The 17,192-nt window shown below is 56.4% G+C and carries 19 protein-coding genes; 9 read left to right on the top strand and 10 right to left on the bottom strand.

The window, feature by feature from the left end; all coding sequences use genetic code 11:
* Positions 1 to 7 precede the first annotated feature (7 nt).
* From ureC to LINBF2_RS00480, 4 genes are read right to left on the bottom strand one after another with little or no spacing between them, the layout of a single operon-like run.
* Positions 8 to 1,750, bottom strand: a complete 1,743-nt coding sequence (gene ureC, locus LINBF2_RS00495; protein WP_281889582.1) for an urease subunit alpha — start codon at positions 1,748 to 1,750, stop codon at positions 8 to 10.
* Complete coding sequence (locus LINBF2_RS00490; RefSeq protein ID WP_104796825.1) at positions 1,750 to 2,079, bottom strand: urease subunit beta; 330 nt, start codon at positions 2,077 to 2,079, stop codon at positions 1,750 to 1,752. The genes ureC and LINBF2_RS00490 overlap by 1 nt, the downstream gene beginning before the upstream one ends.
* Before the next feature lie 12 nt (positions 2,080 to 2,091).
* Complete coding sequence (locus tag LINBF2_RS00485) at positions 2,092 to 2,259, bottom strand: hypothetical protein (protein WP_281889579.1); 168 nt, start codon at positions 2,257 to 2,259, stop codon at positions 2,092 to 2,094.
* A gap of 6 nt (positions 2,260 to 2,265) precedes the next feature.
* Entirely contained in the window at positions 2,266 to 2,568 is a 303-nt protein-coding gene (locus LINBF2_RS00480) for an urease subunit gamma (protein WP_104797143.1), read from the bottom strand.
* A gap of 309 nt (positions 2,569 to 2,877) precedes the next feature.
* On the opposite strand from LINBF2_RS00480, the gene urtA reads away from it, so the two are divergent.
* The 5 genes from urtA (at position 2,878) to urtE (ending at position 8,585) form a co-directional block, all read left to right on the top strand.
* Complete coding sequence (urtA, locus tag LINBF2_RS00475; RefSeq protein WP_281891251.1) at positions 2,878 to 4,149, top strand: urea ABC transporter substrate-binding protein; 1,272 nt, start codon at positions 2,878 to 2,880, stop codon at positions 4,147 to 4,149.
* 63 nt (positions 4,150 to 4,212) lie between these two features.
* Complete coding sequence (gene urtB / locus LINBF2_RS00470) at positions 4,213 to 5,856, top strand: urea ABC transporter permease subunit UrtB (protein ID WP_281889576.1); 1,644 nt, start codon at positions 4,213 to 4,215, stop codon at positions 5,854 to 5,856.
* 1 nt (position 5,857) lies between these two features.
* Entirely contained in the window at positions 5,858 to 6,988 is a 1,131-nt protein-coding gene (gene urtC, locus LINBF2_RS00465) for an urea ABC transporter permease subunit UrtC (RefSeq protein ID WP_104796826.1), read from the top strand.
* Positions 6,985 to 7,857 (top strand): urea ABC transporter ATP-binding protein UrtD, encoded by an 873-nt coding sequence (gene urtD / locus LINBF2_RS00460; RefSeq protein ID WP_281889574.1) that lies wholly within the window; start codon positions 6,985 to 6,987, stop codon positions 7,855 to 7,857. The genes urtC and urtD overlap by 4 nt, the downstream gene beginning before the upstream one ends.
* Before the next feature lie 35 nt (positions 7,858 to 7,892).
* Entirely contained in the window at positions 7,893 to 8,585 is a 693-nt protein-coding gene (gene urtE / locus LINBF2_RS00455) for an urea ABC transporter ATP-binding subunit UrtE (RefSeq protein WP_281891250.1), read from the top strand.
* A gap of 4 nt (positions 8,586 to 8,589) precedes the next feature.
* Here urtE and LINBF2_RS00450 read toward each other — a convergent pair whose 3' ends face one another.
* On the bottom strand, positions 8,590 to 9,423 hold the full coding sequence (locus LINBF2_RS00450; RefSeq protein WP_281889572.1) for an urease accessory protein UreD: 834 nt from the start codon (positions 9,421 to 9,423) through the stop codon (positions 8,590 to 8,592).
* Between the two features lie 50 nt (positions 9,424 to 9,473).
* Between LINBF2_RS00450 and LINBF2_RS00445 the strand changes: the two genes are divergently transcribed.
* Both LINBF2_RS00445 and panD read left to right on the top strand, forming a co-directional pair.
* A complete protein-coding gene (locus LINBF2_RS00445) occupies positions 9,474 to 10,763 on the top strand; it encodes a TIGR03862 family flavoprotein (protein ID WP_281889570.1) in 1,290 nt (429 codons plus the stop codon).
* Positions 10,764 to 10,798: 35 nt separating this feature from the next.
* Positions 10,799 to 11,203, top strand: coding sequence for an aspartate 1-decarboxylase (gene panD / locus LINBF2_RS00440; RefSeq protein ID WP_281889568.1), 405 nt, complete (start codon positions 10,799 to 10,801; stop codon positions 11,201 to 11,203).
* Between the two features lie 97 nt (positions 11,204 to 11,300).
* Here the strand turns inward: panD and LINBF2_RS00435 are convergent, their stop codons facing one another.
* From LINBF2_RS00435 to LINBF2_RS00415, 5 genes are read right to left on the bottom strand one after another with little or no spacing between them, the layout of a single operon-like run.
* The gene (locus tag LINBF2_RS00435; RefSeq protein WP_281889567.1) at positions 11,301 to 11,912 is read right to left on the bottom strand and encodes a LysE family transporter; all 612 of its coding nucleotides are present in this window, start codon (positions 11,910 to 11,912) and stop codon (positions 11,301 to 11,303) included.
* A 42-nt stretch (positions 11,913 to 11,954) separates the two neighbouring features.
* Positions 11,955 to 12,530, bottom strand: a complete 576-nt coding sequence (locus tag LINBF2_RS00430) for a YceI family protein (protein WP_104796834.1) — start codon at positions 12,528 to 12,530, stop codon at positions 11,955 to 11,957.
* A gap of 21 nt (positions 12,531 to 12,551) precedes the next feature.
* Positions 12,552 to 13,121 carry a YceI family protein gene (locus tag LINBF2_RS00425; protein WP_281889565.1) on the bottom strand — a complete coding sequence of 190 codons (570 nt, stop codon included), beginning with the start codon at positions 13,119 to 13,121 and terminating at the stop codon, positions 12,552 to 12,554.
* Positions 13,118 to 13,669 carry a cytochrome b gene (locus LINBF2_RS00420; RefSeq protein ID WP_281889563.1) on the bottom strand — a complete coding sequence of 184 codons (552 nt, stop codon included), beginning with the start codon at positions 13,667 to 13,669 and terminating at the stop codon, positions 13,118 to 13,120. The genes LINBF2_RS00425 and LINBF2_RS00420 overlap by 4 nt, the downstream gene beginning before the upstream one ends.
* Before the next feature lie 10 nt (positions 13,670 to 13,679).
* Positions 13,680 to 14,471, bottom strand: a complete 792-nt coding sequence (locus LINBF2_RS00415) for a class III extradiol ring-cleavage dioxygenase (protein WP_104796837.1) — start codon at positions 14,469 to 14,471, stop codon at positions 13,680 to 13,682.
* 93 nt (positions 14,472 to 14,564) lie between these two features.
* On the opposite strand from LINBF2_RS00415, the gene LINBF2_RS00410 reads away from it, so the two are divergent.
* Complete coding sequence (locus tag LINBF2_RS00410; RefSeq protein WP_281889562.1) at positions 14,565 to 15,452, top strand: LysR family transcriptional regulator; 888 nt, start codon at positions 14,565 to 14,567, stop codon at positions 15,450 to 15,452.
* A 30-nt stretch (positions 15,453 to 15,482) separates the two neighbouring features.
* Positions 15,483 to 17,069, top strand: a complete 1,587-nt coding sequence (locus tag LINBF2_RS00405) for a response regulator (protein ID WP_281889560.1) — start codon at positions 15,483 to 15,485, stop codon at positions 17,067 to 17,069.
* Positions 17,070 to 17,192: the final 123 nt, after the last annotated feature.

The following is a 17,192-nucleotide window of genomic DNA, read 5'->3' as shown; positions in this document are numbered from 1 at the left end:
GAAAAAATCAGAACAAGAAATAGCGTTGGGTCATGGGCAAGCTCACCGCGGGTTCGCAGGTGAGCAAATGGCCATCGGCGCGCACCGCGTAGGTTTGGGCATCCACTTCCATGCGCGGCGCGTAGTCGTTGTGAATCATGTCACGTTTGCCAACGCTGCGAATGTGCTTCACAGCACTGAGGGTTTTGTGCAAACCAAACTTTTGTCCAATGCCTGCGGCCATGCCAGCTTGCGACACAAAGGTGAGCGAGCCACGGTGCAGCGCCCCACCATACGCACCAAACATGGGGCGGTAGTGCACGGGCTGCGGGGTGGGGATGGACGCATTGGGATCGCCCATCGCGGCCATGGCGATGAAGCCGCCTTTCAAAATGATGCTGGGTTTGATGCCAAAGAACGCAGGCTTCCACACCACAAGGTCGGCCCACTTGCCCACTTCCACGCTGCCCACTTCGTGGCTGATGCCGTGTGCGATGGAAGGGTTGATGGTGTACTTGGCGATGTAGCGTTTGACGCGGAAGTTATCGTGTCGGTCGGTGTCACCAGGCAACAAGCCGCGCTGCGCTTTCATCTTGTGTGCGGTTTGCCAGGTGCGAATAATCACTTCACCCACACGACCCATGGCTTGGCTGTCGCTGCTCATCATGCTGATGGCGCCTAGGTCGTGCAAGATGTCTTCGGCGGCAATGGTCTCGCGGCGAATGCGGCTTTCGGCAAACGCCAAGTCTTCAGCAATCGCGGGGTGGAGGTGGTGGCACACCATGAGCATATCCACATGCTCGTCGAGCGTGTTCACCGTGTACGGACGTGTCGGGTTGGTCGAGCTGGGCAACACATTGGCCTCGCCCACCACTTTCAAAATATCGGGCGCGTGGCCACCACCCGCACCTTCTGTGTGGAAGGTGTGGATGGTGCGGCCTTTAAACGCGGCCACCGTGTCTTCCACAAAGCCGCTCTCATTGAGCGTGTCGGTGTGGATGGCCACTTGTGTGTCGGTGGCTTCCGCCACATTCAAACAGTTGTCGATGGCCGCAGGCGTCGTGCCCCAATCTTCGTGCAGCTTCAAACCAATCGCGCCGGCGTTGATTTGCTCGTGCAGCGAATCGGGCAATGCGGCATTGCCTTTACCCAAGAAACCAAGGTTCATGGGGAAGGCATCGGCCGCTTGCAACATGCGTTCGATGTTCCAAGCGCCGGGTGTGCAGGTGGTGGCAAACGTGCCCGTGGCTGGGCCTGTGCCGCCGCCAAGCATGGTGGTCACACCGCTCGTCAAGGCTTCTTCAATTTGCTGGGGCGCGATGAAGTGGATGTGCGTGTCCACACCACCTGCGGTGACGATGTTGCCTTCGCAGCTGATGACCTCTGTGCCAGGGCCAATGACGATGTCCACACCCGGTTGTGTGTCGGGGTTGCCCGCTTTGCCAATGGCCACGATGCGGCCACCTTTCAAACCAATGTCGGCTTTGACGATGCCCCAGTGGTCGATGATGAGAGCGTTGGTCATCACGGTGTCTACCGCGCCACCCGCTTGCGGGCCAGTGCCTACACCGTCGCGCGTGCGCTGCGATTGCGCCATGCCGTCACGAATGGTTTTGCCGCCGCCGAACTTCACCTCTTCGCCATAGCCACCGGCTTGTAGCGTGAAATCTTTCTCGACCTCAATGACCAAGTTGGTGTCTGCCAAACGAAGGCGGTCGCCGACGGTGGGGCCAAACATTTCTGCGTAGGCGCGTTTGCCGATGGTTGCCATCAGATGTTTCCTTTGTTTGGCACGTCCACCGCACCATTCACTAAGCCACGAAAACCAAACACTTGGCGATCGCCGCTCAGGTCCACCAACTCGACCGTACGTTGTTGGCCAGGCTCAAAACGTACCGCTGTACCTGATGCAATGTTCAAGCGCATGCCGTGTGCGGCTTCACGATCAAAGCTCAAGCCGCCGTTGGTTTCAGCAAAGTGGTAGTGCGAGCCCACTTGGATGGGGCGGTCGCTGGCGTTTTGCACGACCAGCGTGTGCGTGCGTCGGCCTGGGTTGAGGGTGTGTTCACCCTCGTCAATCAACAGTTCACCGGGTGTCATGTGCGCCCCGCTTTATTTGTCGCGACCAGTGAACCACCACACCACCGCAGCCGCGACAGCGATGGACACAAAGCCCCACACATCGGTGGCGTGGTAGTGCGAAGCGCCTTCTATGCCGTGGCCCTCGTGGGCCAAAACAAGCGTGGGCAACAAAACAAAAAGAGAGAGAAGTTTTTTCATAGCGTTTCAAACAATGGGTTGATGCACAGTGACGAGCTTGGTGCCGTCGGGGAAAGTGGCTTCGACTTGGATGTCAGGAATCATTTCGGCCACGCCGTCCATCACGTCGGCACGGGTCAGCACGTTGCGGCCTGCGCTCATGAGTTGCGCCACGGTTTGACCGTCGCGTGCGCCTTCCATCACGGCAGCGCTGATGAGGGCCACGGCCTCGGGGTAGTTGAGCTTCAAGCCACGGGCTTGTCGACGTTCGGCCAACAAGGCGGCAGTGAAGATCAAGAGCTTGTCTTTTTCGCGGGGGGTGAGTTCCATAGTGGTTTTGACTATGCAACTTGCGTGCCCTCTTTTGCGCTGAGCCACACGCACCAAGTGCATGCTTTGGTGCACGAAACCCGTCTTGGTGCACGCATAAGCGCACCGCAAGTCGCGCCACCTTGGTGCATTGCCCTTGAATTGAACTGTCTTGGTGCATGGACGCCATGCTTGAAATGTTTCTTATAGCGAAGACATTTTTCGCCTAGGAGAAACGCACGTTGGCACAGGCTTTGCGATGGTTGTTGTGAAGCGCACCGTTACCGCGAGCGCCGAACCAACCCTTAATTTTTGGAGTGAACCCCCATGATGAATCGTCGAGGAAACCTGAAGGCTTTGGCCGCTGCTGCGGCACTGTCCGTTGGCTCATTTGTGATTGCGCCACAAGCGCTGGCCGCTGACACCATCAAAGTGGGCGTGCTGCACAGCTTGTCCGGCACCATGGCCATTTCCGAAACTGTGTTGAAAGACACCGTGCTCATGGCCATCGACGAAATCAACGCCAAGGGCGGCGTGTTGGGCAAGAAGCTCGAACCCGTCGTGGTGGACCCCGCTTCGAACTGGCCCTTGTTCGCAGAGAAAACCAAGCAGCTGATCGGCCAAGACAAAGTGTCTGTCATCTTCGGTTGCTGGACATCTGTGTCTCGCAAATCGGTGTTGCCTGTTGTGGAAGAAATGAATGGCTTGCTGTTCTACCCCGTGCAATACGAAGGTGAAGAGCTCAGCAAAAACGTGTTCTACACCGGTGCTGCGCCCAACCAACAAGCCATCCCCGCTGTGGACTACTTGATGAGCAAAGACGGTGGTGCTGCCAAGCGTTGGGTCTTGTTGGGCACCGACTATGTGTACCCGCGCACCACCAACAAAATTTTGCGCGCCTACCTCAAGAGCAAAGGCGTGGCAGACAAAGACATCGACGAGAAGTACACCCCGTTTGGTCACAGCGATTACCAAACCATCGTGGCTGACATCAAGAAGTTTGCTGCTGGCGGCAAAACCGCTGTGGTGTCCACCATCAACGGCGACTCCAACGTGCCGTTCTACAAAGAACTCGGCAACGCGGGCTTGAAAGCTAAAGACGTGCCTGTGGTCGCCTTCTCAGTGGGTGAAGAAGAACTGCGCGGCGTGGACACCAAGCCTTTGGTCGGTCACTTGGCGGCATGGAACTACTTCATGAGCATCAAGACCCCAGCCAACGACGAGTTCATCAAGAAGTGGTCTGCCTACGCCAAGGCCAAGAACATCGCAGGTCACAAAGACAAGCCTTTGACCAACGATCCGATGGAAGCCACCTACATCGGCATCAACATGTGGAAGCAAGCGGTTGAAAAAGCCAAGTCCACCGACACCGACAAAGTGATTGCAGCGATGGCCGGCCAAACCTTCAAGGCACCCAGCGGCATCGTCAGCAAGATGGATGAGAAGAACCACCACTTGCACAAGTCGGTGTTCATCGGCGAGATCAAGGCCGACGGCCAGTTCAACGTAGTTTGGAAAACACCAGGCCCTGTGAAAGCCAAGCCATGGAGCCCCTTCATCGAAGGCAATGCATCCAAGCCCGATGAGCCCGTGAAGAAGTAAACCTTTCTCCGAGGGATCGACTTGGGGGAGGGCACTGCCCTCCCCTTTTTTATGGGAATTTGGATGACTTGTTTTTCTATTTCGACGCGCATGCCCACGCTGCAACAGCGCAGCGCAGCATGTCGCGGTCTCGTTGTGCGCATCACTTGCGGATTGGCCATTGCCTTCCTCGGTCAATCCAGCGCATGGGCGCTGACCGCGGATCAAACACGCGCACTCACGCTGGGCGACACCGATGCACGCGTGAGCGCTCTGCAAAAAGCACTGGCTTCACCCGACGCACAAACCGCCGCCTTCTTACAAGCCATGGCCGATGACGCCGTGAAAGTGAATGGCACACAGGTACTGGTGGTGCGCGATGGCAAAGCCACCGACCCTGTGAGCGGTGACGCCACCGCCCTGCCCGGCACCGCAGAAGACGTGATCAACAACAACCGCATGCGCGGCGAAATTGACGCCGCTTTGTCTGCCTTGCAATTACTCAGCCCAGACGCAGCGTTGCGTGTGCAAGCGGCCAAGTCGGTGCTGAAAGAACCTGACCCAACCAAATTGGTCATGCTTGAAAAAGCGCTCGCGAGTGAATCCGACGAAGGCGTGAGAAAACAAATGCTGTTGGCACGCGCTGCGATTTTGTTAAACAGCGACAAGGCTGACGAACGCATGGCTTCGGCCAAAACTTTGGCCGACAGCCAAACCCCCGATACCCAACTTTTGCTCAATCAACGACTAAGCCAAGAAGAAGACAAGCAAGTGCGTGCGCAGTTGCAAACCTCACTGCTCACCATTCAGGCCGCGTTGAACTGGGGTGAAAAACTCGGCGCTTTATTTACAGGCATTAGCCTCGGATCTATCTTGTTGCTCGTGGCATTGGGTTTAGCCATCACCTACGGTTTGATGGGTGTCATCAACATGGCTCATGGCGAGCTGATGATGATTGGCGCTTACGCCACCTACGTGGTGCAAGGTTTGTTCCGCCAGTATTTACCGGGCATGTTTGACGCGTATTTGTTGGTCGCCGTACCTGTCTCGTTTCTTGCTGCAGCGCTCGTGGGCGCGGTGTTGGAGCGATTGGTGTTGCGCCACTTGTATGGCCGGCCGCTCGAAACATTGCTAGCCACTTGGGGCATCAGCTTGGTGTTGATGCAAGGCGTGCGCAGTATTTTTGGTGCGCAAAACGTCGGTGTTGAAAACCCCTCATGGATGAGCGGTGGCGTGCAACTGCTGGCCAACCTCTCGCTGCCCTACAACCGTTTGATCATCATTGGCTTTGCGGTGTTTGTGTTGGTGGGCATGACGCTGTTGATCAGCAAAACACGCTTGGGTTTGTTTGTGCGCGGTGTGACACAAAACCGTCCCATGGCGTCGGCTTTGGGCGTGAACACGGCACGCATTGACACCTATGCGTTCTCACTTGGTTGCGGCATTGCTGGCTTGGCCGGTTGTGCGCTGAGCCAAATTGGCAACGTGGGGCCAGACCTCGGTCAAAGCTACATCGTCGACGCCTTCATGGTGGTGGTGCTGGGTGGCGTGGGCCAACTGGCCGGCACGGTGTACGCAGCGGTGGGTTTGGGCTTGATGAACAAATTGCTCGAAGGCGTGGCCGGTGCCGTACTAGCCAAGATTGCGGTGTTGGTGTTCATCATTGTGTTTATCCAAAAACGTCCGCAGGGCATCTTTGCCATGAAAGGCCGCAGTGCGGAGGCATGACATGACACACAACACTTCTACTTTGCAACTACCCGAAGCACCGGCCCTGTTGGGCACCAAAGGCTGGATACTTTTCTTGGCAGCCTTCATCACCGTCTGCGCCGTGGTGCCCGTACTCAACCTGTGGGTGCCCGCAGACAGCGTGTTCCACATGAGCGACTACGCTGTGGCCTTGGTGGGCAAGATCATGTGCTACGCCATCTGTGCGCTCGCGATGGATTTGATTTGGGGTTACACCGGCATCTTGTCGCTCGGTCACGGTTTATTCTTTGCGCTGGGTGGCTACGTGATGGGCATGTACCTGATGCGACAAATTGGCACCGATGGCAACTACAAAAGCAACTTGCCTGACTTCATGGTGTTCCTTGATTGGAAAACTTTGCCTTGGCATTGGACCTTCAGCGACAGCTTTGTTGCCACGCTGCTGATGGTGGTGCTGGTGCCCGGTGTGTTGGCCTTTGTGTTTGGCTACTTCGCGTTTCGCTCGCGCATCAAAGGGGTGTACTTCTCCATCATCACGCAGGCTATGACGTTTGCGGCCATGCTGCTGTTCTTCCGCAACGAAACTGGCTTTGGTGGCAACAACGGCTTCACCGATTTCAAACGCATCTTGGACTTGCCCATTGCCACACCGGCCATGCGCATGACCTTGTTTGTACTGACCGGCTGGGCGTTGTTGATGAGCTATTTGTTTGCGCGCTGGTTGGTGCAAAGCAAGTTTGGCCGAGTGCTGCAAGCCATTCGCGATGCCGAAAGCCGCGTGATGTTTTCGGGCTACTCGCCCCTGCCCTACAAACTCACCATCTGGGTCATCTCTGCGGTGATGTGCGGCATTGCGGGTGCTTTGTATGTGCCGCAAGTGGGCATCATCAATCCCAGCGAAATGAGCACCGCCAACTCCATCGAAATCGCGGTGTGGGCCGCCGTGGGTGGCCGTGCGTCGCTGATTGGCCCCATCGTGGGTGCGTTTTTGGTCAACGGCATGAAGAGCTGGTTGACCGTGACGGCGCCTGAATTTTGGTTGTACTTCTTGGGCGCGTTGTTCATCGGCGTGACGCTGTACATGCCGCAAGGCGTGGTGGGCCTGATACAAAAACTCAGCGCCAAAACAAAAGCAGAGGAGCGCGTATGACCCCCGATCTGTTTGACGAAGGCACGAAGCGCTTGGCCACACACCAAGCGCGTGCGGTGAGCGATGTCACCTCTGGTGACCGCAGCGCAGGCTACGGCCGCGTGCACGAACCCGGCAGCTTGGACCTGACGCATGGCCGCATCTTGTATTTGGAAGATGTGCATGTGAGCTTTGATGGTTTCAAAGCCATCAACGGTTTGTCGCTCGACATTGCGCCGGGTGAGCTACGCTGCATCATCGGCCCCAACGGCGCGGGCAAGACCACGATGATGGACATCATCACCGGCAAAACAAAACCCGACTCGGGTCAAGTGTTCTTTGGCAGCACCATCGACTTGCTGCGCCACAACGAACCCGAAATTGCACAGCTGGGCATTGGCCGCAAGTTTCAAAAGCCCACAGTGTTTGAACATCTGAGCGTGTTTGAAAATTTAGAACTAGCGTTAAAAACCCACAAGGGTGTCGCAGCCTCCATGTTCTTCAAACTCAACGGCACGCAACGCGACCGCCTGAGCGAAGTACTGCACACCATTCACCTAGAAGACAGCGTCAACGACCAAGCCGGCAACCTGAGCCATGGCCAGAAACAATGGCTGGAGATTGGCATGCTACTGATGCAAGACCCCAAACTCTTGCTGCTCGACGAGCCCGTGGCTGGCATGACCGACTTTGAAACCGAGCGCACCGCAGAACTTTTCTTGACCCTCAAAGGCAAGCACTCGCTGATGGTGGTGGAGCACGACATGAGCTTCATCAACACCATCTCCGACATCGTCACCGTGCTGTGCGACGGCTCGGTGTTGGCACAAGGCACGTTGGCACAAGTGCAAGCCGACGAGCGCGTGATTGAGGTGTACCTAGGCCGCTAACTCTGATGTTGACTATGCAAACACACGACACACCTATTCTTCAAGCCACCCACATCAACCAGTTCTACGGCGGCTCACACATCCTGCGCGATGTGAGCTTTGAGGCCAACCTAGGCCGCATCACTGTGCTGTTGGGTCGCAACGGCGTGGGCAAAACCACACTGCTCAAATCACTGATGGGCGCCGTGCCCATTCGTGATGGCAGCATCACCTTCAACGGTCAATCCATCGAGCGTGCCGCGCCTTACGAACGTGCACGCGCAGGCATTGGCTATGTGCCACAAGGCCGCGAAATTTTTGCGCGCCTGACCGTCGAAGACAACTTGCGCATGGGCCTCGCCACGCAACCCGCAGGTACAGACATTCCGGCTGAGTTGTTTGAACTGTTCCCTGTGCTGAAACAAATGCTGCACCGCCGCGGCGGTGATTTATCGGGCGGTCAACAGCAGCAACTGGCCATTGCAAGGGCATTGGCTTCAGGGCCTAAGTTGTTGGTGTTGGATGAGCCGACAGAAGGTATTCAGCCAAGCATCATCAAAGACATTGGCCGCGTCATTCGCATGTTGGCCAGTCGTGGCGACATGGCCATTTTGCTGTGCGAACAGTATTACGACTTTGCTGAAGAGCTGGCTGATGACTACTTGGTGATGGAACGCGGCGAGGTGATTGCGCGCGGATTGGGTTCGGATATGCATCGGGATAACGTGCGTCAGTTGGTTGCTATCTAAAAACCTACATAGACCAAATACGCGGCGGCACATCCGACATGCCCCACATGCCGCGTCGCCACGAAGCCCAAACCCCACGCAACAAATTCTGCGCAGGCTCCACCAACGGCGACAAGGTACGCAACACCACCACACGCGGATGCGGCGATGTGACACCCGCCACCAAGCCCGCAGGTGCAACTTCGGTCAGTTCACGCGCCAAGGTCAGCGCGAAATCACGCCGGTCACGCGGCAAATCGGCCCCACACGCAAACACCAAAGTGGCCATACATCGCTGCTTGGCCAAACCCAAAGGGCCATCCATCAAACGTGCGTCTTGCGCGTCAAGCAAACCGCGCTCTAGCCACACACCCGACACCTCCATGTGCTGCTGCAACTGACCATGCTCGAACGGTAAGTTGGCATTGGGCAATCCGAGTGCTGTGATGTCCCACGCCATCATCTCGGCCGTGGGCGCTAAATCAAACACCGAGTGGTTCAAACCGTGGCAGCCGTTGTAGGCAATGGTTTCGAGCGGCAGCCACTCTAAGCGTGCGCCATCGCCCACATGGGCTTTGACTTGTTGCGTGGCCAAGCCTTGTTCGCTTCTGTAAAACCGTGTGGCCCCAGGTGTGGTGAGCAACGCGTGCGTGTTGGCACCCAAGCTCAACTGAATGTCCAACACGTCACCGCCCACCAAACCACTGGGCGGGTGCACCAGCACGTTGTGGCATACCGCATCGCCTTCGGGGTAGAGGCTTTGCAACACACGCAGCGGGCCCTCGTGTTCGAACTTGGCCACCGTGCGCTCCGCGCTGAGTGTGTAGTCGAGTTTGAGATGTGCGTGCCAACCAGTCATGCGTTGATTTTCGCTCACGATGCAGGGTATTCGCCGCCTACACTTAGGGTGTGACTACAAATACAAACCAAAAAATCGCCGTCATTGGCGCAGGCCCCGCCGGCCTGATGGCCGCTGAAATGCTTAGCGCCGCAGGCATTTCTGTGCATGTGTATGACGCCATGCCTTCGGTGGGCCGCAAGTTTTTACTGGCAGGCTTGGGTGGGCTCAACCTCACGCATGCTGAGCCTTTTGACATTTTCACCACGCGCTATGCCGAACGCAGCGAAGCTTGCGCAACATGGCTCAAAGCATTTGATGCAGCCGCCATTTGCGAATGGGTCAAAGGCTTAGGCCTTGACACGTTTGTGGGCAGCTCGCAGCGCATCTTCCCCACCGACATGAAAGCTGCGCCGCTGCTGCGCGCGTGGCTGCATCGTTTGCGTCACCCCACACAGGGCGTGCCCGTGACCTTTCATATGCGCCACCGTTGGAACGGTGCGTTGCAACACGCGGACAAAAAATTCACATTGAGCTTTGACACGCCGCAAGGGGCACAGACGGCGCAGGCCGATGCCGTGCTGTTGGCACTGGGCGGTGGCAGTTGGGCCAAGCTCGGCTCAGATGGCGCATGGCAACCGTGGGTGAGTGCCTTGGGCATTGACGTATCGCCACTGCGCCCCAGCAACTGCGGCTTTGATGTGCAAGGCCGCGATGGCCACATCGGCTGGAGCAGCCACTTGTCAGGCCAGTTTGCGGGCACACCGCTTAAGTCGGTGGCTTTGTCGTTCACCGATAGCGCAGGTCAAAGCTTTAGCCGTCGCGGCGAGTTTGTGGTGACGGCCACGGGCGTAGAAGGCAACTTGGTTTACGCCGCCTCTGCGTTGTTGCGCGACGAAATAGCACGCAGCGGCACAGCCACCTTGCACTTGGATCTCAAACCCGACTTCACGCCAGAGCGCGTGTTGGCCGAGGTGTCGCACCCGCGTGGCACGCGCTCGCTCAGCAGCCATTTGAAAAGCCGTCTCAATCTCACGGCCTTGCACTTGGCGCTGCTGCACGAAGTGCTGAGCAAAGACGCCATGCACAACCCTGCGCAATTGGCAGCGGCCATCAAGCATCTGCCCATCACGCTGGCGGCCACCCGCCCCATGGACGAAGCGATCAGCAGCGCAGGCGGTGTGCGCCTAGAAGCACTGGACGCGCACCTGATGGCCAGCGCCCTGCCCGGCCTGTTTGTAGCCGGTGAAATGCTGGACTGGGAAGCCCCAACGGGCGGCTACCTACTGAGCGCATGTTTAGCCAGTGGCCGCGTGGCGGGCTTAGGTGCAGCGCGGCTCTTGGGCCATTGCGCTTTATGATTAGGGCATTGCTTAGTTTTTAAATCGTTCTCACCATGTTCCGCACCCTCCTCAAATCGAAGATCCACCGCGTTGCCACAACGCAATGCGAATTGCACTACGAAGGCTCCTGCGCCATCGACGAAAACCTGCTGGACGCCGCCAACATTTGTGAGAACGAACAAGTCCACATCTGGAACATCAACAACGGCGAACGCTTCATCACCTACGCCATCAAAGGCGAGCGTGGCTCAGGCATGATTTCGGTCAACGGCTCTGCCGCACGTCGCGCCAGCGTGGGTGACTTGTTGATCATTGCCTCATTCGCACAGGTGCATGAAGACCAAGTGGCCAAGCATGAGCCGCAACTGGTGTTTGTGGATGAACACAACCAGCAAGTGGGCTTGCGCCACCATGTGCCGACTCAGGCTGCGCCGGGGCATGGGACGGATGAGTGTTGAGCTGAATTAACCCTCTCCCCTCCAAATAAAAACGCACGATCTCAACATCGTGCGTTTTGCTTTGTGGGGGTAAATAGTCTTGGTGCCTAAATAATTTTCAACGCGTGGCACCCCAAGCCAACTTAGCCGCTAACGCCATCAGCACCACGCCCACCGCGCGGTCTAGCCACACCAGCTTGCCCTTGATCCATGCCAGCACACGGGTGGATGAAAACACCAGCGCCACCAGGCCAAACCACAGCAGAGATTCGCACACCAGCAGCAGCCAAATGGTGGCTGTGTCTGTGGTGCTGAGCTCTGACGTGAGCACTTGTGACAACACCGAGCTGAAATACAGCATGGCTTTGGGATTGAGCAAGTTGGTGAGCAAACCTGTGACGAACGATTTCGCACGGGGCGCTGTTTGCGTCGCTTCTGGCAGTGCGCCCGTCGAACGCAAGCATTGAATGCCCAACCACGCTAAATATGCGGCACCCACAAAGGTCAGCACGTGCGACAAATGAGGCAACGCCGTGATGACGAGTGACAAGCCAAACGCGCACACCAGCACGTAAATACCAATCGAGGCAGCCACGCCCGCTGCCGCCCACAAACCCGCGCGTCGACCTGAAACAAGCGACATGCGGGTGACCACAGCAAAGTCAGGGCCGGGTGAAATCAAGGCCACCGCATGGATGGCCAACACCATGGCCAATGATTCCAACGTCATGCACATCTCCTAAATGAAGAGATGCACTGTGCCAGAAAATAGTTACTGAGCCATGGCTTCAATAGCGATGTCGATGCGCACGTCGTCACCCACATAAGGTGCGAACTTGCCAGCGTTGAATTCGCTGCGCTTGATCACGGTGAACGCGTTGGCGCCCAAGGCTGGCTTTTTCATCATGGGGTGAGGCATGGCTTGGAAGCTGGTGACGGTCAATGTCACAGGCTTGGTCACGCCTTTGATGGTGAGCTGGCCTTCGATGAGTTGCGGCTTGTCGCCTTCAAAGATCACCTTGGTGGATTTGAAGGTGGCTTGTGGAAACTTAGCGGTGTCCAAGAAGTCTTCGCCTTGGATGTGTTCGTTGAAATCAGCAAAGCCAGTGCTGACCGATTTCATGTCGATGACGATGTCCACCGAGCCTTTTTTGGCTTCTGCATCAAACACCACTTTGCCAGTGGTTTTGCTGAAGCTGCTCAACTGTGTGGAGTAGCCAAAGTGTGAGTACGAGAAACGTGGGAAGGTGTGTGTGCCGTCCACGCCGTAAGTCACAGGTGCGGCCACGGCAGATGCCAATGCGCCAGTGAATGCCAAAGCGGCGGCGATGCGTTTGATTGATTTCATTTGAAAGTTCCTTTTGAAAAGTTATTTGCCAGAAATGGCGGAGAGTTGAAAATTAACTTGGATGTCGTTGGCCACCACATCAAACTTGGCCCACATGCCTTCGCCAATGGCGAAGTCTGCGCGGCGCATGACAAAGCCACCACTGAACACCGCTGCGTTGTCTTGTGCAACCAGCTTGAGCGGAAATTTGATGTCTTGGCTTTTGCCTTTGATGGTGAGCACACCTGTCACGTCAAACTGATTCGAGCCGTTGGCTTTGATTTGTTTGGCAACAAATGTGGCCTTCGGAAATGCTTTGACGTTGAACCAAGTCTTGCCCACCACTTCGTCATCCGCGTCGCTTGAGCCCGCGTCGATGCTGGCGAGGTCAATCTCGATGTCTGCCTTGGCGGCAGCAGGCTTGGCAGGATCGAAGTTGAGCTGAGCGGCAAACTTCTTGAAGCGACCATCCATGGCCACGCCCATTTGTTTGTATTGAAACGTGACTTTGCTTTTCTCGGGCTGGATGGTTTTGTATTCCACGGCGCTGGCGGTCATTGCCACGCCCATGGTCAACACGGTGCTGAGTAAAAAGGTCGAGAGGTGTTTCATGTGTTGTCCTTCGGTGTGCTGCGTGTGGGCAGCATGCGTTTCAAAATATCGTCTTTGTCTATCCAGTGGTGTTTCAGGGCTGCGGCCACATGGCCCGCCAACAAGAACAGCAGCACAAAGTTCAGCGCCTCGTGCACTTCACGCAGCAAGTGGCCCAGCTCTTTGTCTTTCTCTAACAAGTCGGGCAAGGGCAGCACGCCAAACCAAACGGTGGGCACGCCTTTGGCAGAACTCATCAACCAGCCCGACACGGGAATGACGATCATCAAACCGTACAAAGCGGCATGGCCCAGATGCACCACGGCTTTGACCAGCGGCGACATGGTGCTGGGGTAAGCAGGAGGCGGGTTGAGCACGCGCCACACCAAGCGCAACCACACGAGCACGAACACGCTCACACCGGCCCATTTGTGCCAAGAGTAGTACTGCAACTTTTCTGGCGACAAAGGCATGTCGGTCATCACAAAGCCCAAAGCGATGAGGCCTGCAAAAACAAGTGCCATGCTCCAATGGAACAGTTTGGCGGTGGTGGTGTAAGTCGTGTTCATGTGCGGTTCCTCAATTCACAAAGGCATAGCCGTCCATGGCGATGACGTAGTCACTCACACCACGGTAAAAGGCTTGGGGCGTAGCGCCAACACCTGCGGCACCCAGCGCCACGTACAGCGGCAACAAATGGTCTTCACTCGGATGGGCTTGTCGGCCTTCGGCGGACAGTTGGCGGTAGTTGAGCAAAGCGCTCACATCATGGGCGCTTAATTTCTCAGCCACCCAATCGGCAAACTGGTGCACATAGGCAGGGGTTTGGCCGTGGGTCGATGCGGCCACATGCCAGTCGCGCAAGTTGTGCGTGATGTTGCCGGAGGCAATCACCCAAATGTTTTTCGCAGCCAACCCTGACAGGGCTTGGCCCACGCGAAACGCGTGCTCGGGTCCTGCATGGGTTTGCATGGACAAGGGCACGATGGGCACATCGGCATCGGGGAACATTTGGCGCAAGGGTTGCCACGCGCCGTGGTCCAAGCCGTGCTGGCTGCTGTCGTCCACGTCCATGCCTGCGTTGCGCAAGGCAGTGGCGACTTCTTTGGCCACTTCTGGGCAGCCCGTGGCTGGGTATTGAATTTTGTACAACGCTTCGGGGAAGCCATGAAAGTCGTGGATGGTTTCCAGCTGCGTGGCCACGCTGACGGTGGGGATGCGGGTGTCCCAATGCGGGCTCACCACCACGATGGCACGCGGGGTGGGCAGCTTTTGCACCATCTCCGACATGGCTGCGCCCGCAGCACCTGGGTTCAGGGCAAAGGTGGGAGCGCCGTGCGGCACAAAGAGGACATTGCGAAAGGTCTGCATACGAGTGATTGGGTTTGGAGCACGTAATGTAGAAATGATTCGTGAATAGAAAAAGCACCCAATCCTCAATTATTTGTTGCAAAATTAGCAACAATGGACAAACTCAATGCAATGCAACTTTTTGTGCGGGTGGCAGAAACCGGCAGCTTCACCGCCGTGGCGGACCAACTGGATGTGGCGCGCTCGGTCGTGACCCGACAAATCTCGGCGCTCGAAAAACAACTGGGCATCAAGCTGATGACGCGCAGCACGCGCAGCCTCACGCTCACCACCGCTGGTTCGGCCTACCTTGAAAAATGCCGCGTCATCTTGAACATGGTGGACGCAGCCGAGTCGAGCTTGCTCGAAGAAAAAACCGAGCCGCGTGGTCGCATCCGTTTGGGCTTGCCGTTGAGTTTTGGTTTGCAGCGCCTCATGCCTGCACTGCTGGAGTTTGCGCAAACGCATTCGCACATTGAATTGGTGATGGATTTTTCAGACCGGCGCAGCAAGCTGATTGAAGAAGGCATTGATGTGTCGATTCGCATCACCAGCCGTTTAGAGCCAGGCGACATCGTGCGCAAGCTCGGTGAGTCACGTTTGCTCACCGTGGCCTCGCCACAATACTTGGCAGAACACAGCCGCCCCAAACACCCACGCGATTTGACGCAGCACGCGTGCTTGGTGTATTCGCAAGACTTTCAATCGACCTCGTGGGGCTACCGCTCAAAAGACGGCGATGTGAATGTGCCCATTCGCCCTCGCCTAGCAGCCAACAACGGCGAAGCTTTGCTGCAAGCCGCGGCGCAAGGCCTGGGCATCACACGTCCACCTGACTTCATGGCGCAACCCTATTTAGACAACGGCAGTGTGGTCGCGGTGTTAACAAAGTTTGAGCCTGTACCACTGGGCATTTATGCCGTGCTGCCCAGCAACCGGTACATCCCACACCGTGTGTCGGTGTTGATTGATTTCCTCGCGCACGCCTTGCGTTCAAATTAAACTGCCGCCACTTTCTCTGGACCACACCGCATGCCAAGCACTTTGCATCTTGACCATCGTTCGCACCATTTGGCTGAACAGCGCCACCGTTTGTTGGCGGACTATGCCAACGATGTGATTTGGACCATGAGCCTAGACGGTGCCATCACTTACATCAGCCCTGCGGTATTTCAGCTGCGTGGGCTCACGCCTGAAGAGGCCATGGTGCAGCCTTTGGACCAAACCTTGACACCTTCATCGCAAGCCGTGTCTGGTCAATATTTTGTTGATTTACTGACGGCGGCACAAAAGGGCGAAACGTTGCCCAACTTCAAAGGCAACATGGAGTACTACCGCAAAGATGGTTCGACGTTTTGGACCGAAGTGCTGGCGTTTCCACTGACAGAGGCCGATGGCACGTTGATTGAAATTTTGGGTGTCACACGCGACATCAGCGCGCGCAAGCTGTATGAAGACGAACTCAAAGCTGCACTTGAGACTGCAGAAAAAGCCAACCAAGCAAAAAGTGAATTTGTGGCACACATCAGCCATGAGGTGCGCACCCCCATGACGGCCTTGTTGACATACATGGAACAGGCCATACAGAGTGCCGATCGCACCGAACAACGCGAGCTGCTAGAAAAAGCACGCACATCGGGTGACCTGTTGCTGCACCTCATCAACGACATTCTGGATTTTTCAAAAATTGAATCAGGCAAGCTGAGCATCAAAACCGATGCGTTTGTGCTGAGCGAAGTCACCCAAGCAGTGACCGACCTTGTGGCACCCACGGCACAAACCAAAGGCTTGAATTATTCGGTGGTGTTTGAGCTCGATGCACAAACACGGTGGCTGGGCGATGCGCCACGACTGACACAAGCTCTGCTGAACTTAGCCAGCAATGCGGTGAAGTTCACAGACCAAGGGTTTGTGCGTCTTCATGTGGCAGAAGTCGCAAGCAGCGCCACCGAAGTGACCTTGAAATTTTCTGTGCAGGACTCGGGACCAGGCTTGAGCCCTGAAATGTGTGAGCGTGTGTTTGAGCGTTTTGTGCAAGGCGAACACAGCAAGACATCGCACACGAACGGCACCGGCTTGGGTCTACCGATTTGTAGGCAATTGGCGCAATTGATGCATGGCGACGCAGGGGTCACGTCAGCGCCTGGAGAGGGTTCAACGTTTTGGTTCACCGCTGTCGTGTCAAAGCAGGTGGGCACCTCTGTGCAGCACGCACCTGCTGATACATACGCAACCCGCCGCGACCTCACCAGCCTTCGCGTGTTGATCGTGGATGACGACGATGCCGTACGCGATGCCATGTACCGCTTGCTCAAGAGCAATGGCATGCAAGTAGACTTCGCCACCGATGGGCACACGGCGCTGAACAAACTCAATGCCCAGCATTACGACCTGTTGCTGGCCGATGTGCGCATGCCCGACATGGATGGCATTGAGCTGACGCAAGTGCTGCGCCAAGTCGCCAAATCACCCATCAAAATCATTGGCGTTTCGGCGGGGGCTTTGGACGAAGATCGTCAAGCCTGCCTCGACGCCGGCATGAATGACCACTTGTCAAAACCGTTCAAGGCAAACGACTTGTTGAACAAAATTCAATTTCATGCCTTTGTGAAAAATTAACCTGAAGAAATTAAATACGCCCTATTTTTTAAAAAATAGGAACGTTTTTAATGCCTATTTTCAAACGTGATTTCAACTGTGCCTAGGGCATACACCCGCAGGCGTATTCACACTGAAGCACGC

This window comes from Limnohabitans sp. TEGF004, assembly GCF_027924965.1.
GTDB lineage: Bacteria > Pseudomonadota > Gammaproteobacteria > Burkholderiales > Burkholderiaceae_C > Limnohabitans.
The sequence above is the reverse complement of the archived record's forward strand: the minus strand, read 5'-3'. Positions and strand labels throughout refer to the sequence as shown.